This is a genomic window from Nitrospira sp. (genome assembly GCA_030653545.1).
In the GTDB taxonomy this organism is placed as follows: domain Bacteria; phylum Nitrospirota; class Nitrospiria; order Nitrospirales; family Nitrospiraceae; genus Nitrospira_D.
In genome coordinates, this window is the sequence record JAURZE010000028.1 from 266125 (window position 1) to 279994 (window position 13870).

Genomic DNA, 13870 nt, shown 5'->3' on the forward strand with positions numbered 1-13870 from the left:
AAGTCACCGCTGTCGGTCCGCATTGCGTTTTCCGACCTGGCTTTCTAAGATGCAGCAACGTGCCACTCATAAGCCTTCGGTGACTCAACCAAGGAGAGCCCCACATGGCCATTCCTTCCAGAGAGCATCTTGCCGAGACGTACGACGCATTGATCCGCGATGCGAGGGAATCGGTCGTTCGCAATCAAGTTGTGGAGAGACTGTGGTCCAAAGATCATCGGCTGTGGAAGCCTGATCCCGCTGAAATTGCCAATCGGCTGGGGTGGCTGACCTTGCCCGACGGCATGCTTGCGCACGTGCAGGCGTTGAAAATAGTGGCTGTCACGGCGAGGAAAGAGAGCATCAGGGATATCGTCCTGCTCGGCATGGGCGGCAGCAGCCTCGGCCCCGAAGTCTTTCGTGCATCGTTCGGTTCAAAGAAGGGGGCCCCGCGCCTCTGGGTACTCGACTCGACCGTGCCGGGATGGGTTCGTCTGGTGACCAAATCGATTCATCCTGCCCGCACGCTCTTTCTCGTGGCCAGCAAGTCGGGTGGGACAATCGAGGTCATGTCGCTCTTCGCCCACTTCTGGAAGCTTGTAGCGGGAGCGAAGGGCAATCGCGGAGGACAGCAGTTCATTGCTATCACCGATCCAGGCACCGGTCTCGAGACCATGGCGCGTGAACACGGCTTTCGGCAAATTTTCAGCAATCCGTCTGATATCGGGGGACGCTATTCCGTCCTCTCATTGTTTGGATTAGTCCCGGCGGCATTGATGGGCCTGGATATTTCTCGATTATTGGAGCGCGCTGGGAAGATGGCCGACCGCTGTCGCGAGAGTCGTGTGATAGAAGACAACCCGGGTGCCTACCTTGGATTGGCGATGGGGGCGCTCGCCAAAGCCGGGAGGGACAAGGTGACCATTCTCGCGTCCTCCCCCATCGATACCTTTGGCTTGTGGGCCGAGCAATTAATAGCTGAGAGTACCGGCAAAGAAACCAAGGGGATTGTCCCGGTCGCGCAGGAGCCGGTGCTTGCACCGGGGATGTATGGATCCGATCGATTGTTCATTTATCTCAGGCTGAAGGGCGCAACAAACGAGGCCTTGGATCGTCAGGTGGGGGCCCTCGCGCGCGCGGGCCATCCCGTTCTCACGTTTGCGCTTCGTGATCCGTATGATCTCGGTGCTGAATTTTTCCGTTGGGAATATGCGACCGCTGTTGCAGGCCATGTTCTCGGTATCCAGCCGTTCGATCAGCCGAATGTACAGGAGAGTAAAGACAATACCAGGCGAGTGCTCGATGGCTATCAGGCCACCGGCCGGCTGCCTGAAACTACGGTGAGTAGTCCGCGTGAAGCGGCTGCCGGGCTGGCTAGCCACCTCCCCGCCGGTTCCTATGTCGCCATCTTGGCGTATACGACGCCCTCAAAGCCTCTCGAAGCCGCGATCCGTCGTCTGAGGAAGGCCTTGGTGCAGCAGCATCATGTCACGACAACGTTCGGGTACGGCCCCCGCTACTTGCATTCGACCGGACAGTTGCACAAAGGCGGACCGGCGAGCGGCGTCTTTCTGGAGCTCGTCGATCGTATGACGCCGGATCTCCCGATTCCGGCGCAAACTTTTTCATTCGGCACTTTGGCAAAGGCCCAGGCGACCGGCGATCTTGAATCGTTGCAGGCTCACGGCCGTCCCGCAATTCGGGTCATGCTTGGGGCCAACCCGGTAGCCACAGTCAACGCCATAGTCAGCCGGCTCTGCCCTGTTCCGCGACGGCCACGTCGGAAAGCCATCTCGGTGGAACGGCATGCGAGCCGTCGTCATCGGTAACATGTCGTCTTCTCCCGATATTCTGGTGTGTCAGCCTGGTCAGGGTTGGCTCGACCAGGCGTGCGGCCTCTTCCGAGACATCACCGATCAGGCCGTTCAGTCACAGGGTTCTTGTGTCGTTGCTCTTTCCGGAGGATCGACTCCCCGAGCACTCTATGGAGCGCTGACGTCGCCTGAATGGAAAACTCAATGTCAGTGGGATCGAATGATCTTTCTGTTCGGCGATGAGCGCGGCGTCCCACCCGATCACCCCGACAGCAACTATGGACTCGCCCTGGAGGCATTGTTTCGCCCGTTGGGGATCGGATCGTCACAGGTCCATCGAATGAAAGGCGAATCCGCAGACCTCAGATTGGCCGCGGCGGATTATGAGCGGACGGTCAGGGCCCTCACGCATAGTCCCTCACCGGCGATACCCCGTTTGGACCTGGTTCTTCTCGGTTTGGGCGAGGATGGTCATACGGCATCGCTCTTTCCAGGGACGCCCGCCTTGTCAGAGGCGAATCATCTGGTCACGGTCGGGCTATCGCCGAAAGGGATTCCTTCTCGTTTGACCCTGACCCTAGGTGTGATCAACCGGGCGACTGTGGTACTGTTCCTCGTGACCGGCGCCGGGAAGGCGGAGACGGTTCGTGCGGTGCTCCAGTCGCAAACCCAGGCGGAGCGGGCACTGCCGGCGGCTCAGGTAAAGCCGGACAGCGGACGGCTTCTGTGGTTGCTCGATGAATCCGCGGCGGCCGCTCTCATGCGATAAGACAGACGAGAAGGACTGACGATGATTCTGGCAGGCGATATTGGTGGAACCAAGACGAATCTAGCCCTCTATGATTGGCCCGCCGAGCGGGTGGAACCGGTGAGGCTCGAGACCTTTCATAGTGCCGACTACAAATCACTCGAGGAGATTCTGGAAGAATTTCTCACACCGCCGAAGCCGCCGATGCTGTTGGACGATATCGAAGTCGCGGCGTCCAGTGCGGAAGAGACGGAGGTGGAATCCCTTCCGGAAGAACCCATCAAGCTCACTGCGGCCTGCTTTGGGGTTGCCGGCCCGGTGATCGAAAATCATTCCCGGACGACCAACTTGCCGTGGGTGGTGGATGGGGCGGCGATAGCCAAACGATTCGATATTCCCCGCGTGCAACTGCTCAACGATCTTGAGGCGACCGCCTACGGGATCCTACTCTTACGGCCTGATGAACTGGAGGTGCTCAATCCCGGCAATCCTCCGAAAAAACGCCAGGCGCTGGCGCTCATTGCGGCCGGGACCGGGCTCGGCGAGGCGATTCTCTTCTGGGACGGCAAGTCCTATCGTCCGATGCCGTCGGAAGGCGGCCATGCCGACTTCGCTCCGAACAACGACTACGAGATCGAACTGCTGCGCTACCTGCGCAGCCAATTCCTCCACGTCAGTTATGAGCGAATTCTTTCAGGCCCCGGGCTGAATGCGATCTACGAATATGTTCGTGACACGAAAAAGAATGAACCGACGTGGCTTGCAGAAAAAATTAAAGCCGGTGATCCGGCTGCCGAAATTGCCGAGGCTGGCCTGAAGGGCCAGGCCGACATTGCCAAGCAGACGTTAGATTTGTTTGCTTCTATCTACGGCGCGGAAGCTGGCAATCTGGCGCTCAAAGCGTTATCGCTCGACGGTGTGTATGTGGCCGGTGGGATGGCCCCGAAGCTGATCAAAAAGCTCCAGGATGGCACATTCATGAAAGCCTTTATCAACAAAGGCCGGTACAAGCGCTTGCTGAGCAACATGCCGGTAAAAGTTGTGATGAACCAACAGACTGCCCTGCTTGGCGCCGCATCAGTCGCCGCCGCGCTATCTCAGGGGCCGACGCCATGACTACGCACTTAGATCTCGATCGACTGAAGAAAGCCGCGGCATTGGAAGCCGTCGAGTTCGTTCGCGACGGGATGATCGTGGGGCTCGGGACCGGTTCAACAGCTAAGCATATGGTTATCGCGCTTGGTGAAAAGGTTCGAGCTGGAATGAGGCTGCGCGGGGTTCCCACATCGCATGAAACCGCGGCGCTGGCCAAAGAGGCGGGCATCATCTTGATCGATACCGACAACCGTTGGGAGATCGATGTGGCGATCGATGGCGCCGATCAAGTTGATCCAGGTTTCAACCTGATCAAGGGCGGCGGAGGCGCTCTCCTGAAGGAAAAGATTGTGGCGGCTTCGGCCAAGCAGTTCATTGTGTTGGTGGATTACACGAAGCAAGTCCCCGTGCTGGGAGGATCATTCCCCCTCCCGATCGAAATCATTCCATTTGGTTGGGGGAGTACGGCACGTGAGATCGAGTCCTTGACCAAAAGTCGAGTGGTACTCAGGGAGAAAAACGGAGCCCCGTTCAGGACCGAAGCAGGGAATCTGATCGTGGATGTGCATATTGCGCGGATCCACCATCCGAAGGATCTAGAAATAGCATTGAACCAGATTCCTGGAGTTGTGGAAACCGGTCTGTTCATCGGTCGAACGAGTATATTGATCGTCGGTTCCCCTCACGGAGTCGACATTCACCATGCGCCGGAGCAATGAGTGAATCCGTCGGCAGGCGTCATCTGTTCACGACGTTGGCTGGACGAGCCCGTGCGCTGCTGGTCCTTCCACTAGCTCCTCTCCTTCTCTCGGCCATCCGTCCGGCCGTTGCAGCAACCACGACGACACGACCGAAAGGCGAAGACATGAACATCGATGATGCTTCCGGCAGTCTGGATCCCTATCGTTTACCCAGGCACGTTGTGCCGCATCGCTACGATTTACGGTTGGAGCCGGATCTTCACTCCGCGACCTTTTCAGGCGTCGCCGTCGTCACAGTCACGGTCGCACAATCGACCAGCACCGTCATTCTGAACGCGGTCGATCTCACGATATCATCGGCGACGCTCGAAGGGACGGCCGGCGGTCGGCTTGATGCAACGGTCGAGGTCGATTCGGCGATGCAGCGGTGCCGGCTGACGTTTCCTCGTCCCCTTGCCGTGGGAGAGTCGCAGCTGACGCTGGTGTTTCAAGGAACGTTGAACGACCACCTGCGCGGCTTCTATCGCAGTACGTATAAAGATCAGTCCGGCGCGACCCACACTATGGCGGCCACACAGTTTGAAGCGACCGATGCACGACGAGCCTTCCCTTGCTGGGATGAGCCTGACTTCAAAGCTGTTTTCGCCACAACTCTGGTCATCGATCCGAGTCTCACAGCGGTTTCGAACACCTCCGTCGCGTCCGACTCGGTTCAATCCGGCAAAAGAGTCATGCGGTTTGCCGACAGTATGAAGATGTCCACCTATCTCGTCGCCTTCATTGTCGGGCAACTCGAAGCGACCAAGGCGATGTACATCGGCAACACTCCACTGCGCCTCTGGACCGTTCCTGGGAAACAGCCTCTCACGCGGTTCGGGCATGAAATCGCTGCGGCTTCGCTGACGTTCTTTGAAGACTACTACGGGATCCCCTATCCGGGAGATAAGCTCGATCTTCTCGCCATTCCAGACTTCGCTTCCGGGGCGATGGAAAACCTGGGCGCCATTACATTTCGGGAAACCGCTTTACTTGTGGATGAGCGGTCCGGCACGCATGCGGAGCGGGAGCGGGTGGCTGACGTCGTCGCCCATGAGAACGCCCATATGTGGTTCGGTGATCTCGTCACCATGTCCTGGTGGAACGGGCTCTGGCTGAACGAAGCCTTCGCCACGTTTATGGAAATGCTGGCGGTGGATGCCTGGAAGCCCGAGTGGAAACGCTGGGACGCGTTCGGTGTCTCGCGAGCCGCGGCCTTCTCCGTGGACGGCCTGCTGAGCACGCGTCCGATCGAGTATCCCGTTCGCGCTCCCAAAGATGCCGATGCCATGTTCGACGTGCTGACCTACGAAAAAGGGGCCTCCGTCCTTCGCATGCTTGAGCAGCATATCGGGCCGGCTGTCTTTCGCGAGGGCGTGCGTCAGTATCTCCGCGCCCATGCATACGGCAATGCTGACACCAATGATCTGTGGGTGGCATTGGGACAGGCGGCGAAGCAGGCGGTTCCCGAACTCATGGACGGCTGGATTTTTCAGCCGGGCTATCCCCTCGTGACGGTGCGCCAGCGGAGCGAGACGGAACTCGTGCTCTCTCAGCAGCGATTTACCTACCTCGCATCTCCGGAATCGACCGAACAGCGATGGCAGATTCCCGTGCCGCTCCGGATCACCTCCGGCGGCATCACCGAACATCGCCGGCTGCTCTTGACCGATCGCGAGATGCACGTGAGCCTTCCGAAAGGAGTCCAGCATCTGTTCGCGAACGAAGCCGGGCACGGATTCTATCGAGTGCGATACGAATCTCCATTGCTTCAGCGGATCCTGGAAGCCGGAGTCGATCGCCTCGCGCCGAGCGAGCGGTTCAATTTGGTCAGCGATGTTTGGGCGACGACGGTCTCAGGGCTCACTCCATTGTCCGATTATTTGTACCTGACCAGCCGCTTCACAGGTGAGCGGGATAAGAATGTGTGGGCCGTCATCCTCGACTCATTGTCATTCTTGAACCGCGTCATCGCGGCTGAAGACCGGCCAGTCCTGGAAGCCTTCGTTCGTGCGCGTCTTCTGCCTGCCGTGACAGAACTCACCTGGCAGCCGAAGCCTGGCGAGGACGAATTGGTCAAGCAGTTGCGAGGGGAGCTCATCGGCGCATTGGGAAAACTCGGCAACGACCCGGCTACTCACGCGCAAGCAGCGGAGCAGTACCGGTTGTACAGCACAGATCCTTCGCGAGTTGACCCGAATATCGTCCCTGCGCTCGTCTCCATCCTGGCCCACACCGGTGACGAGGTGCGCTACACCGAGTTTTTCGATCGCTCACGAAGTGCCACGACGCCGCAAGAGGAGCGGCGGTATCTCTTTGCGCTCGCGGCCTTTCAAGTCCCGGCGTTGCTTGCGCGTACCCTCGCCCGTACGATCAACGGTGAGATTCGGATTCAGGATGCGCCGTTTGTGGTTAGTGCTGTGTTGGGGAATGTGTATGGTCGTGAACAAGCCTGGGAATTTGTGAAAACAAACTGGGATCAGATGGACCGGCTTTTCCCCAAGCAAGGCCTCCGGCGTATGTGCGGCGGTGTTGTCGCATTGGCCACTCCTGAACTTGAGCAGGACGTGCGCGAATTCTTTCATTCCCGCAAGATCGATCTGGGCGGAAAAACGCTGGACCAATATCTGGAGCAGCTGCGGATCGCCGTGACCTTCCGCGAACGAGAGTGCGACGGATTGCAGACCTATCTCCGATCACAACAACCCGGAGCGGATTCATGATCAAGCACATCGCCTTCACGGTGTACCCTGTCACGGACATGCCTCGGGCACGACGGTTTTATGAGGAGGTCCTCGGTCTTCGCCTGGCTCGCCGCGAGTCGCACGCGTTCGAATGGGTCGAATATGATCTTGATGGGGGGACGTTCGCCCTCACCAACTTGAAAGAAGGAGGAGCCCCCAGTGCCGATGCAGGCGGCAGCATCGCCTTCGAAGTGCAGAACGTCGATGACGTGATCGAACAGCTTCGAGCGAAGGGGGTGCGGGTGAAACTCGAACCGCTCTCCACACCTGTCTGCCGCCTCGCCGTGATTCTGGACTCCGAGGGCAACGCCCTTACCCTGCATCAGGTGACGCAACCCTGGTAGGACTTGCGGCAAATGTCCTTCTGGGTCTACGAAGGTGCTACCGCGGGTTGCGTCGCAGGTGGAGCGGTATCGTCGCCCCCGCCACTGCTGCTTTTGAGCAGGATGTGCGGGAGTTCTTCCTCTCCCGCAAGATCGATCTGGGCGAAAAAACGCTGGACCAATATCTGGAGCAGCTGCGGATCGCCGTGACCTTCCGCGAACGAGAGCGTCGGAGCTTGCGCGAATTGTTGCACTCCTGATGTCACGCCGTTGGCCGAGCCGGTTCTTTAGGTTTGCGGCATCGGTGTGGTCACGCCTGTCACCTTGTACTTTTAGGGGGTAGCCGAAGGAGCGCACGCAAGCGTACGATAGTGACCACTCGTCACGGGACAGAAGGGTGGTTCCATGAGGCTGGTGGCGTGCCCGTTCTGCGGTACCACAAAAACTCGACTCGCCGCCCGCCGGTCGTTCACGGACAGGCTCTTTGGTTATGTCACGGTCTATCCGTTTCGCTGTCAGCTGTGTGCCCGGCGGTTTCGTTCTTTCCTCGGACGAGTTGCCTCCAATCCCCGTCGCAACTTCGATCGAGTGGCGGTCGATTTTCCCGTGTGGCTGAAGCCTCTCCATGCCTTGCCGCATCAGCTGGGGGAGGAAGGAATTATCCAGGACTTGTCGATTCGCGGCTGCCGGATTCGCTGTGAGCGTCCGGTGGTTCCGGGGACACGGGTGGTGCTAGAATTTCAGCACTCCAGCGTGTCTTTCCCCATCACGGTGGAGGAGGCGATTGTCCGGTTCTCGTCCCAAGGAGAACTCGGCCTGCGATTTACCCAATTGCATCGGCAGGACCAACGTCGTATCCGCAGCATTCTGGATCTCTGGTTGCCGGAGCCTGCCCTCCCCCGCTGAGAGATCAGCCGACATCTTTAATACGTGCGCGACTCACTCGTATCTGAGGACGGACAGCGGTCGTTGCCCCAGCAGGCGATAGGTGCTGAGGAACCCCACGAGAAGCGTAAGGGCCATTGTGAGCCCCAGCCCGATGAGCAACACGTGTGGATGCAGCGTCCAGCCGAGTTCGAAGACCCATCGAAGGAGCGCCCAGGACAAGGCGCTGGCTAATCCGACGCCGATCGCGCCGCCCACCATTCCCAGCACCAGATATTCCATAGCGAACGATCCGACGAGCAACCCCCGTGTGGCGCCCAAGGCTTTCAACACTGCCGATTCATAGAGGCGGCGATACCGGGTTGCCGCGAGGGCCGCTCCCATGACGAGCCCTCCGGTGAGTAGGCAGAAGAGCGCGACGGCTCGAATGGCCAGAGACAGGCGATCGAGGACACGGGCGAAACTATCGAGGACATCGCCGATATTAATCGCCGTCACGTTAGGAAATCCGGCGACGATTGCCTGTTGCAACGATACTTCGTCGGAAGGCGGCACCCGGACCGTCGCGACATAGGTGAGAGGCGCCCCATCCAGCGCGCCGGGCGACAGGACCATGTAGAAGTTGGTGGAGAAGTTGCCCCACTCTACTTTGCGAATGCTGCTGACCTCTGCGACCAGTGATGTGCCCTGAATATCCAGCTCGACCGTCTGTCCGACATCCAGCCCCATGGCCTTTGCTGCTTCCTCCTCAACCGAGACCCGGGGTATGGGAAAGGTCTGTCCAGGTGTCCACCACCGCCCTTTTACGATGACGTTGTCCTTCGGGAGCTGATCCAAGAAGGTCAGTACATATTCTCTGGTCAGGTACCAGGTCTTCCGGCGCTGCTCCTTGTCGGCCGCTTGGACGGTCCGTTCCTCTTCCTCGGATACGGCTTCGGTCTTGATCGGTTGGCCGTTCACGGCCACGAGCCGTGAGCGAACCAGGGGAGTCAGACTTGGTAGGTGGGGTTCTACCCGGTCACGGAGCAGACGGGAGATGCCGTCCACCTGGTCCGGTTGAATATCAATGAAGAAAAACGTTGGGGCATCCGCTGGCCGGCTCTCTCCGATCTGTCGGAGCAAGGCTCGTTCAACCAGTGCGACGGTGACGATCACCATCACCCCAATGCCGATGGCGATGGTCATGCTGACGGCCTGACTCCCCGGCCGAACAATGTTGCCGATCGCATGGCGAACGGCCAGACGCTTAGGACGGGCCACCACCGCCAGTGTCCTGATCACCAGCCAGGCGGCGCTTCCTAACAGTGCGAATGCGAGCGAGAAGGCTGCCATGAAGAGCAGCCCAATTTTCCACGTTCCGGCTTGCCACATGGACAGCAGGGCGAGTCCTGCGGCGATCACCCCGGCGGTGAGCAGTTTCGTTCGATCAAGTCGCGCGATGTGTTGGCGCCATGTCCGATCGGTCGAGACCGAGGATGGTTCCGCCGCAAGCGCGTCACGCCGCAACAGCGCGACCGGTTTGACGGCTCGAATGGCCAGCAACGGCCACAAAGTAAAGAGCAACGTGGTGAGCAGGCCGAGGGCCAGGCCTTTGCCAAGCGGGAGGAGTGAAGGCAGCGAGAGTCCCGATGTAAAACCGATTTGCCCCAGCATGTCTGAGGCGAACCACGAAGACAGCATCCACGGTACGGCCTGTTCTAAACTGATCCCGAGCGCCAGCCCTGCGATGCTTCCGGTCAGTCCCAAGAGGAGGGCCTGGGTCGCATAGGTTCGAATGATGGTCGGAGAATCGGCCCCGACGGTTTTCAGGATGGCGATGGTTGCCAGCTTTTCTCGAAGGAACGCGCGCACGGAGGTGGCGACGCCGATGCCGCCGACAAACAAGGCGGTCAGTCCGATGAGCCCGAGATACCGTGTCAATTGTTCCAGAAATTGTTTCAGTTGCGGTTGTGCATCCCGATACGTCGATACGCGTGCGGAATCCGCCGCCAGGCGGCTCCGCAATTCGTAGAGGAGCGGATCAATCTTAGTGGCGGCCGGGGTTTTTAACAGATAGCGTTCGCGTACACGACTGCCGAGCTTCACCAGCTCCGTGGCGCGGAGTCCGCCCTGGGCAATCAACACGCGAGGGCCCAAGCTGAAGGCATTCGCCATGCGGTCCGGCTCGGTGCGCACAATCCCGGTTATACGGAAGGTGGCCTGGCCGAGGGTGAGTGATTGGCCCAGCGTCAATCCCATTCGAATGAGTAGTGACTCCTGAACAACTGCGCCCCAGCAGGGCTCTCCCGGGCAGCCGGCCGACTGGAGTTGCAGCAGTTCCCACAGCGGGCGATCCGGTTCCAGGCGAAGGGCCCCATAAAATGGATAGAGCGACTCCACAGCCTTGAGTTCGACGATTTGTGACGATTGGCCGGGGGACGGTGTTCCGGGAACGTGAGCGGCCATGCCGATCAACTCGCTCACGTGAGTCATCGCAATGTCTCGACCTGTCAGCGAAGTGAGAAATGTGAGGCCTGCTGGACTCACCTGCCGTGAGAGGCGAACCTCAAGATCCCCGCCAAGTAAGCCGCGGGCTTCCTTCGTGACAGTCTGCTCAAGGTGGGCGGAAAACAGTGAGACTCCCACAAGGGCGCCCACTCCCACCGCAATACTGGTGAGAAAATAGAAAAAGTGCCGCCAGGCCGCGCGAGTTTCACGCCACGCCATTTTTAGGATGAATGTGTTCACGGAAGGGGGGCCGTCAATTGATCGGACTCGATGCGGCCATCGCGCAACGCGACGACTCGTTGCATTCGACCGGCCAGGTCTTGGTCATGCGTGACGAGGACCAGGGTGGTGCCAAAATCTCGATGCATGGCCAGGAGGAGGTTGATCACCTGTACTCCTGTCGTGCTATCCAAATTGCCGGTCGGTTCATCGGCAAATAAGAATGGTGGACGGCAGGCAAAGGCCCGGGCGACCGCGACGCGCTGCTGTTCTCCGCCGGATAGCTGCACGGGATAATGATCGAGGCGGTCGGCCAGTCCCACGGAGGCCAACAATTCTGCCGCACGCACATCGCCTCCCCGCTCGCCGCTCAGTTCGAGGGGAACGGTGACATTCTCTAGGGCGGTGAGTGTGGGGATAAGATGGAACGATTGGAAGATGTAGCCGATCTTCGCGCGTCTGAACCTGGCCAGGGCGCTTTCGGACATGGCCGTCAATTCTTGTTCATCCAACAGGATGGAGCCCGATGTCGGGCGATCGAGGCCGGCCATTAATCCCAGGAGCGTCGATTTCCCGCTCCCTGATGGTCCGACAATCGCGACCATCTGTTTGTCCGGAATCTCCAATGAGACATTGTCCAGAATAGGAACTGCTCGCCCTCCGGCTGCCAGACTCATTGAAAGTTGGGTGATGCGAATCATGAGACAGTGCTTTCCTTCCTCATCTCGGAGCAGACCCCAAAATGATATTATACTGTACAGATATGGAACGTCGGTCGAAATTACAAACGCTTGGAATAGGCGCGTATGTCGGATGGCTCATTCTGACTGGACTTTCAGGCGTGCCCTCTTTCGCTCGGGCTGCGGGCCCGCCATCGGTCGATGATCGACCCAGGATCGTGGCGTTTGGGGACAGTCTGACTGCCGGGCTCGGCGTTGCTGCTGATGAGACCTATCCGGCGGAGTTGCAGCGGCGATTGGATGCGCTCGGGCTGCGATATCGGGTCGTCAACGCCGGTGTGAGCGGAGAGACGACTGCGGGGGGGCTGCGCCGTGTGCCGTGGATCTTGCGGAGCAAGCCAGAAATCGTGATTCTCGAACTGGGAGCCAATGACGGTCTGAGAGGACTGCGAGTGGAAGAGACGAAAGCCAATCTTGAGCACATCATTCAGCAGCTGCAAGAATCCGGCACGCAAGTGATTCTGGCCGGCATGAAGCTCCCGCCCAATTACGGTAACGATTACCTTTCAGCATTCGAACGCCTCTATCTTGACCTGGCGACGCGCTATCGCTTGCCGCTCATCCCATTTTTCCTCGAAGGAGTGGCGGCCTCCAATACGTTAAACCAGGCCGATGGCATCCACCCGACAGCCCGGGGCTATCGCGCGATTGTGGAAATGATGCTTGGAAGGTTGCAGCCGGTTCTGAAGGGTAGGGAGAAGATGCACAACGGGGCGAAAAAATAGATTCCTGCCTTGCCGATTTCTCAGCAAGGCAGGAGTCTGCTATCAACCGGTACCAGGGAGAGGCTACGACTTCTTCAGGAATGTGTCGTACACGCCGTACGCCAGAATTCCCCCGATCATGACATAGTACAACCCGGTGATGCCACTGTAGTCCGGGGGACCGTCACCATGCGCCTCATTCGCCAGGACTTGAGGAGCAACTGTTAGTACGACCGCAAGAGCCACGCTCCCTGTTTCCAGAAATCTCTTCATCATAATCATTCCTCCCTCAAGGGTATATCGAAAATGAGGAGCGCATTTTACAAAAATAGAATGGAGTTGCGCAAGATCCCTGTACATAAACTCGGGAGGGGGATGATCTGCGACTTGTATGAGCAAATTTACCGTGGAGCAGTTTGTTTCGCGATGGAGTTGAGGGCTTCAGCGACTTGCTTGCACGAACCGGCCATTCGATCAAGCTGGTTCCCTTTGCTGGCAAAATCCTGAGCCAGCGACTTCAGCTGGCCATCGTAGCGGCTGACTTCCCCTGAAAGTTCAGCAACTTTGCTTAAGACGACTTTGTAGGTTGCGACCTCTTGCTGGAGCGCTTGTGTTGTTGCCTGAGCAGCCTTTGCTTCCGCAGTAGAAGCCTGGAGTTGTTGACTTAATCGAGCAACATAGGCCTCTCGGTCCCGCATGTCCGATTCCAGCTTCAACTGGACCTCTTCGCTATCCCGGCGGCGATCCTCCAGATTACGGATAGTCTGGATCCAGTTCGCAACTTCCCCAGGAGCAATCTGAGGAGGCAGAGGCATCGATTGGACCTGTTCAATCGCCTTCATCGCAGGCTGCAGCCACTCTACAAACACCATGACTTCGCTGAGCTTGACGTCGGTTGATGAGTTTTGGCCCATTGTCGATGTTCCGTTTCCATTAGTCGGAGGTTCGGATTGCGTGGCTGCTTTGAGGTCTCGTGGAATGTCTTTGGTCTTCCGGGATTGTCGCGGTTGGGACCATCGGTGGTACTCGAGCAAGACAGCAATGCAGTGGCGGCAAATCGGTTCTTCGGGAAGGGTACAGGAACATTTCGAAATTAAGTGCCCGTCTTTCAACCGGATGGTTTGTTCATAAAGCCCTGAGTTTCCGATGACCGCGGAAGAAATCTGCGCGTCGTCGGCTTCCACGATGCGAACCCGATTCTCGGACAAGTATTGATGGCCGATCTGGAAGGCGGAAGTTTCGACCACTGCCTTGATCATCTGGGGGTCCAGAAGACCGAGTCGGTCGGCGCTGCAGGGAATTTTGTTTCGCATGGTTGCCATAGAGTCTAATCCTAGATGTGAAAGCAGTCTGCCTCGCTGGTTCGGCACTGTCAAGCGGTGCGCGGTTTTGCTC

At 58.5% G+C, this 13870-nt stretch carries 13 protein-coding genes; 9 read left to right on the forward strand and 4 right to left on the reverse strand.

Annotated elements, in window-relative coordinates; genetic code table 11:
- Positions 1-104 precede the first annotated feature (104 nt).
- The 8 genes from Q7U39_16200 to Q7U39_16235 all read left to right on the forward strand — a co-directional run bounded on the left by Q7U39_16200 (position 105) and on the right by Q7U39_16235 (position 8346).
- A complete protein-coding gene (locus Q7U39_16200; protein MDO9119503.1) occupies positions 105-1808 on the forward strand; it encodes a glucose-6-phosphate isomerase in 1704 nt (567 codons plus the stop codon).
- Positions 1786-2562 carry a 6-phosphogluconolactonase gene (pgl, locus tag Q7U39_16205; GenBank protein ID MDO9119504.1) on the forward strand — a complete coding sequence of 259 codons (777 nt, stop codon included), beginning with the start codon at positions 1786-1788 and terminating at the stop codon, positions 2560-2562. Before Q7U39_16200 ends, pgl begins: the two co-directional genes overlap by 23 nt.
- A 21-nt stretch (positions 2563-2583) precedes the next feature.
- Positions 2584-3657: a glucokinase gene (gene glk, locus Q7U39_16210; GenBank protein ID MDO9119505.1), complete on the forward strand. Its 1074-nt coding sequence runs from the start codon at positions 2584-2586 to the stop codon at positions 3655-3657.
- On the forward strand, positions 3654-4355 hold the full coding sequence (gene rpiA / locus Q7U39_16215; protein MDO9119506.1) for a ribose-5-phosphate isomerase RpiA: 702 nt from the start codon (positions 3654-3656) through the stop codon (positions 4353-4355). The genes glk and rpiA overlap by 4 nt, the downstream gene beginning before the upstream one ends.
- Positions 4356-4501: 146 nt before the next feature.
- Positions 4502-7096, forward strand: coding sequence for a M1 family metallopeptidase (locus tag Q7U39_16220; GenBank protein ID MDO9119507.1), 2595 nt, complete (start codon positions 4502-4504; stop codon positions 7094-7096).
- Complete coding sequence (locus tag Q7U39_16225; GenBank protein MDO9119508.1) at positions 7093-7461, forward strand: VOC family protein; 369 nt, start codon at positions 7093-7095, stop codon at positions 7459-7461. Before Q7U39_16220 ends, Q7U39_16225 begins: the two co-directional genes overlap by 4 nt.
- Before the next feature lie 47 nt (positions 7462-7508).
- Positions 7509-7700 (forward strand): hypothetical protein, encoded by a 192-nt coding sequence (locus Q7U39_16230; protein MDO9119509.1) that lies wholly within the window; start codon positions 7509-7511, stop codon positions 7698-7700.
- 145 nt (positions 7701-7845) lie between these two features.
- Positions 7846-8346 carry a PilZ domain-containing protein gene (locus tag Q7U39_16235; protein MDO9119510.1) on the forward strand — a complete coding sequence of 167 codons (501 nt, stop codon included), beginning with the start codon at positions 7846-7848 and terminating at the stop codon, positions 8344-8346.
- Positions 8347-8379: 33 nt separating this feature from the next.
- Here Q7U39_16235 and Q7U39_16240 read toward each other — a convergent pair whose 3' ends face one another.
- Together Q7U39_16240 and Q7U39_16245 are read right to left on the reverse strand one after the other, a co-directional pair.
- Positions 8380-11052 (reverse strand): FtsX-like permease family protein, encoded by a 2673-nt coding sequence (locus tag Q7U39_16240; protein ID MDO9119511.1) that lies wholly within the window; start codon positions 11050-11052, stop codon positions 8380-8382.
- Positions 11049-11732: an ABC transporter ATP-binding protein gene (locus Q7U39_16245; GenBank protein MDO9119512.1), complete on the reverse strand. Its 684-nt coding sequence runs from the start codon at positions 11730-11732 to the stop codon at positions 11049-11051. Before Q7U39_16245 ends, Q7U39_16240 begins: the two co-directional genes overlap by 4 nt.
- Before the next feature lie 62 nt (positions 11733-11794).
- On the opposite strand from Q7U39_16245, the gene Q7U39_16250 reads away from it, so the two are divergent.
- The gene (locus Q7U39_16250; protein MDO9119513.1) at positions 11795-12496 is read left to right on the forward strand and encodes an arylesterase; all 702 of its coding nucleotides are present in this window, start codon (positions 11795-11797) and stop codon (positions 12494-12496) included.
- Between the two features lie 63 nt (positions 12497-12559).
- Here the strand turns inward: Q7U39_16250 and Q7U39_16255 are convergent, their stop codons facing one another.
- Both Q7U39_16255 and Q7U39_16260 read right to left on the reverse strand, forming a co-directional pair.
- Positions 12560-12751 (reverse strand): hypothetical protein, encoded by a 192-nt coding sequence (locus Q7U39_16255; GenBank protein MDO9119514.1) that lies wholly within the window; start codon positions 12749-12751, stop codon positions 12560-12562.
- A gap of 125 nt (positions 12752-12876) precedes the next feature.
- Positions 12877-13797 carry a hypothetical protein gene (locus tag Q7U39_16260; GenBank protein MDO9119515.1) on the reverse strand — a complete coding sequence of 307 codons (921 nt, stop codon included), beginning with the start codon at positions 13795-13797 and terminating at the stop codon, positions 12877-12879.
- Positions 13798-13870 lie beyond the last annotated feature (73 nt).

Bases quoted from the DNA above. Each gene is read 5' to 3' on its own strand.
- Q7U39_16200 (MDO9119503.1), top strand. From the start codon at position 105: ATGGCCATTCCTTCCAGAGAGCATCTTGCCGAGACGTACGACGCATTG.
- Q7U39_16245 (MDO9119512.1), bottom strand. From the start codon at position 11,732: ATGATTCGCATCACCCAACTTTCAATGAGTCTGGCAGCCGGAGGGCGA.
- Q7U39_16225 (MDO9119508.1), top strand. From the start codon at position 7,093: ATGATCAAGCACATCGCCTTCACGGTGTACCCTGTCACGGACATGCCT.
- Q7U39_16220 (MDO9119507.1), top strand. From the start codon at position 4,502: ATGAACATCGATGATGCTTCCGGCAGTCTGGATCCCTATCGTTTACCC.
- rpiA (MDO9119506.1), top strand. From the start codon at position 3,654: ATGACTACGCACTTAGATCTCGATCGACTGAAGAAAGCCGCGGCATTG.
- Q7U39_16260 (MDO9119515.1), bottom strand. From the start codon at position 13,797: ATGGCAACCATGCGAAACAAAATTCCCTGCAGCGCCGACCGACTCGGT.
- pgl (MDO9119504.1), top strand. From the start codon at position 1,786: ATGCGAGCCGTCGTCATCGGTAACATGTCGTCTTCTCCCGATATTCTG.
- glk (MDO9119505.1), top strand. From the start codon at position 2,584: ATGATTCTGGCAGGCGATATTGGTGGAACCAAGACGAATCTAGCCCTC.
- Q7U39_16255 (MDO9119514.1), bottom strand. From the start codon at position 12,751: ATGATGAAGAGATTTCTGGAAACAGGGAGCGTGGCTCTTGCGGTCGTA.
- Q7U39_16250 (MDO9119513.1), top strand. From the start codon at position 11,795: ATGGAACGTCGGTCGAAATTACAAACGCTTGGAATAGGCGCGTATGTC.
- Q7U39_16235 (MDO9119510.1), top strand. From the start codon at position 7,846: ATGAGGCTGGTGGCGTGCCCGTTCTGCGGTACCACAAAAACTCGACTC.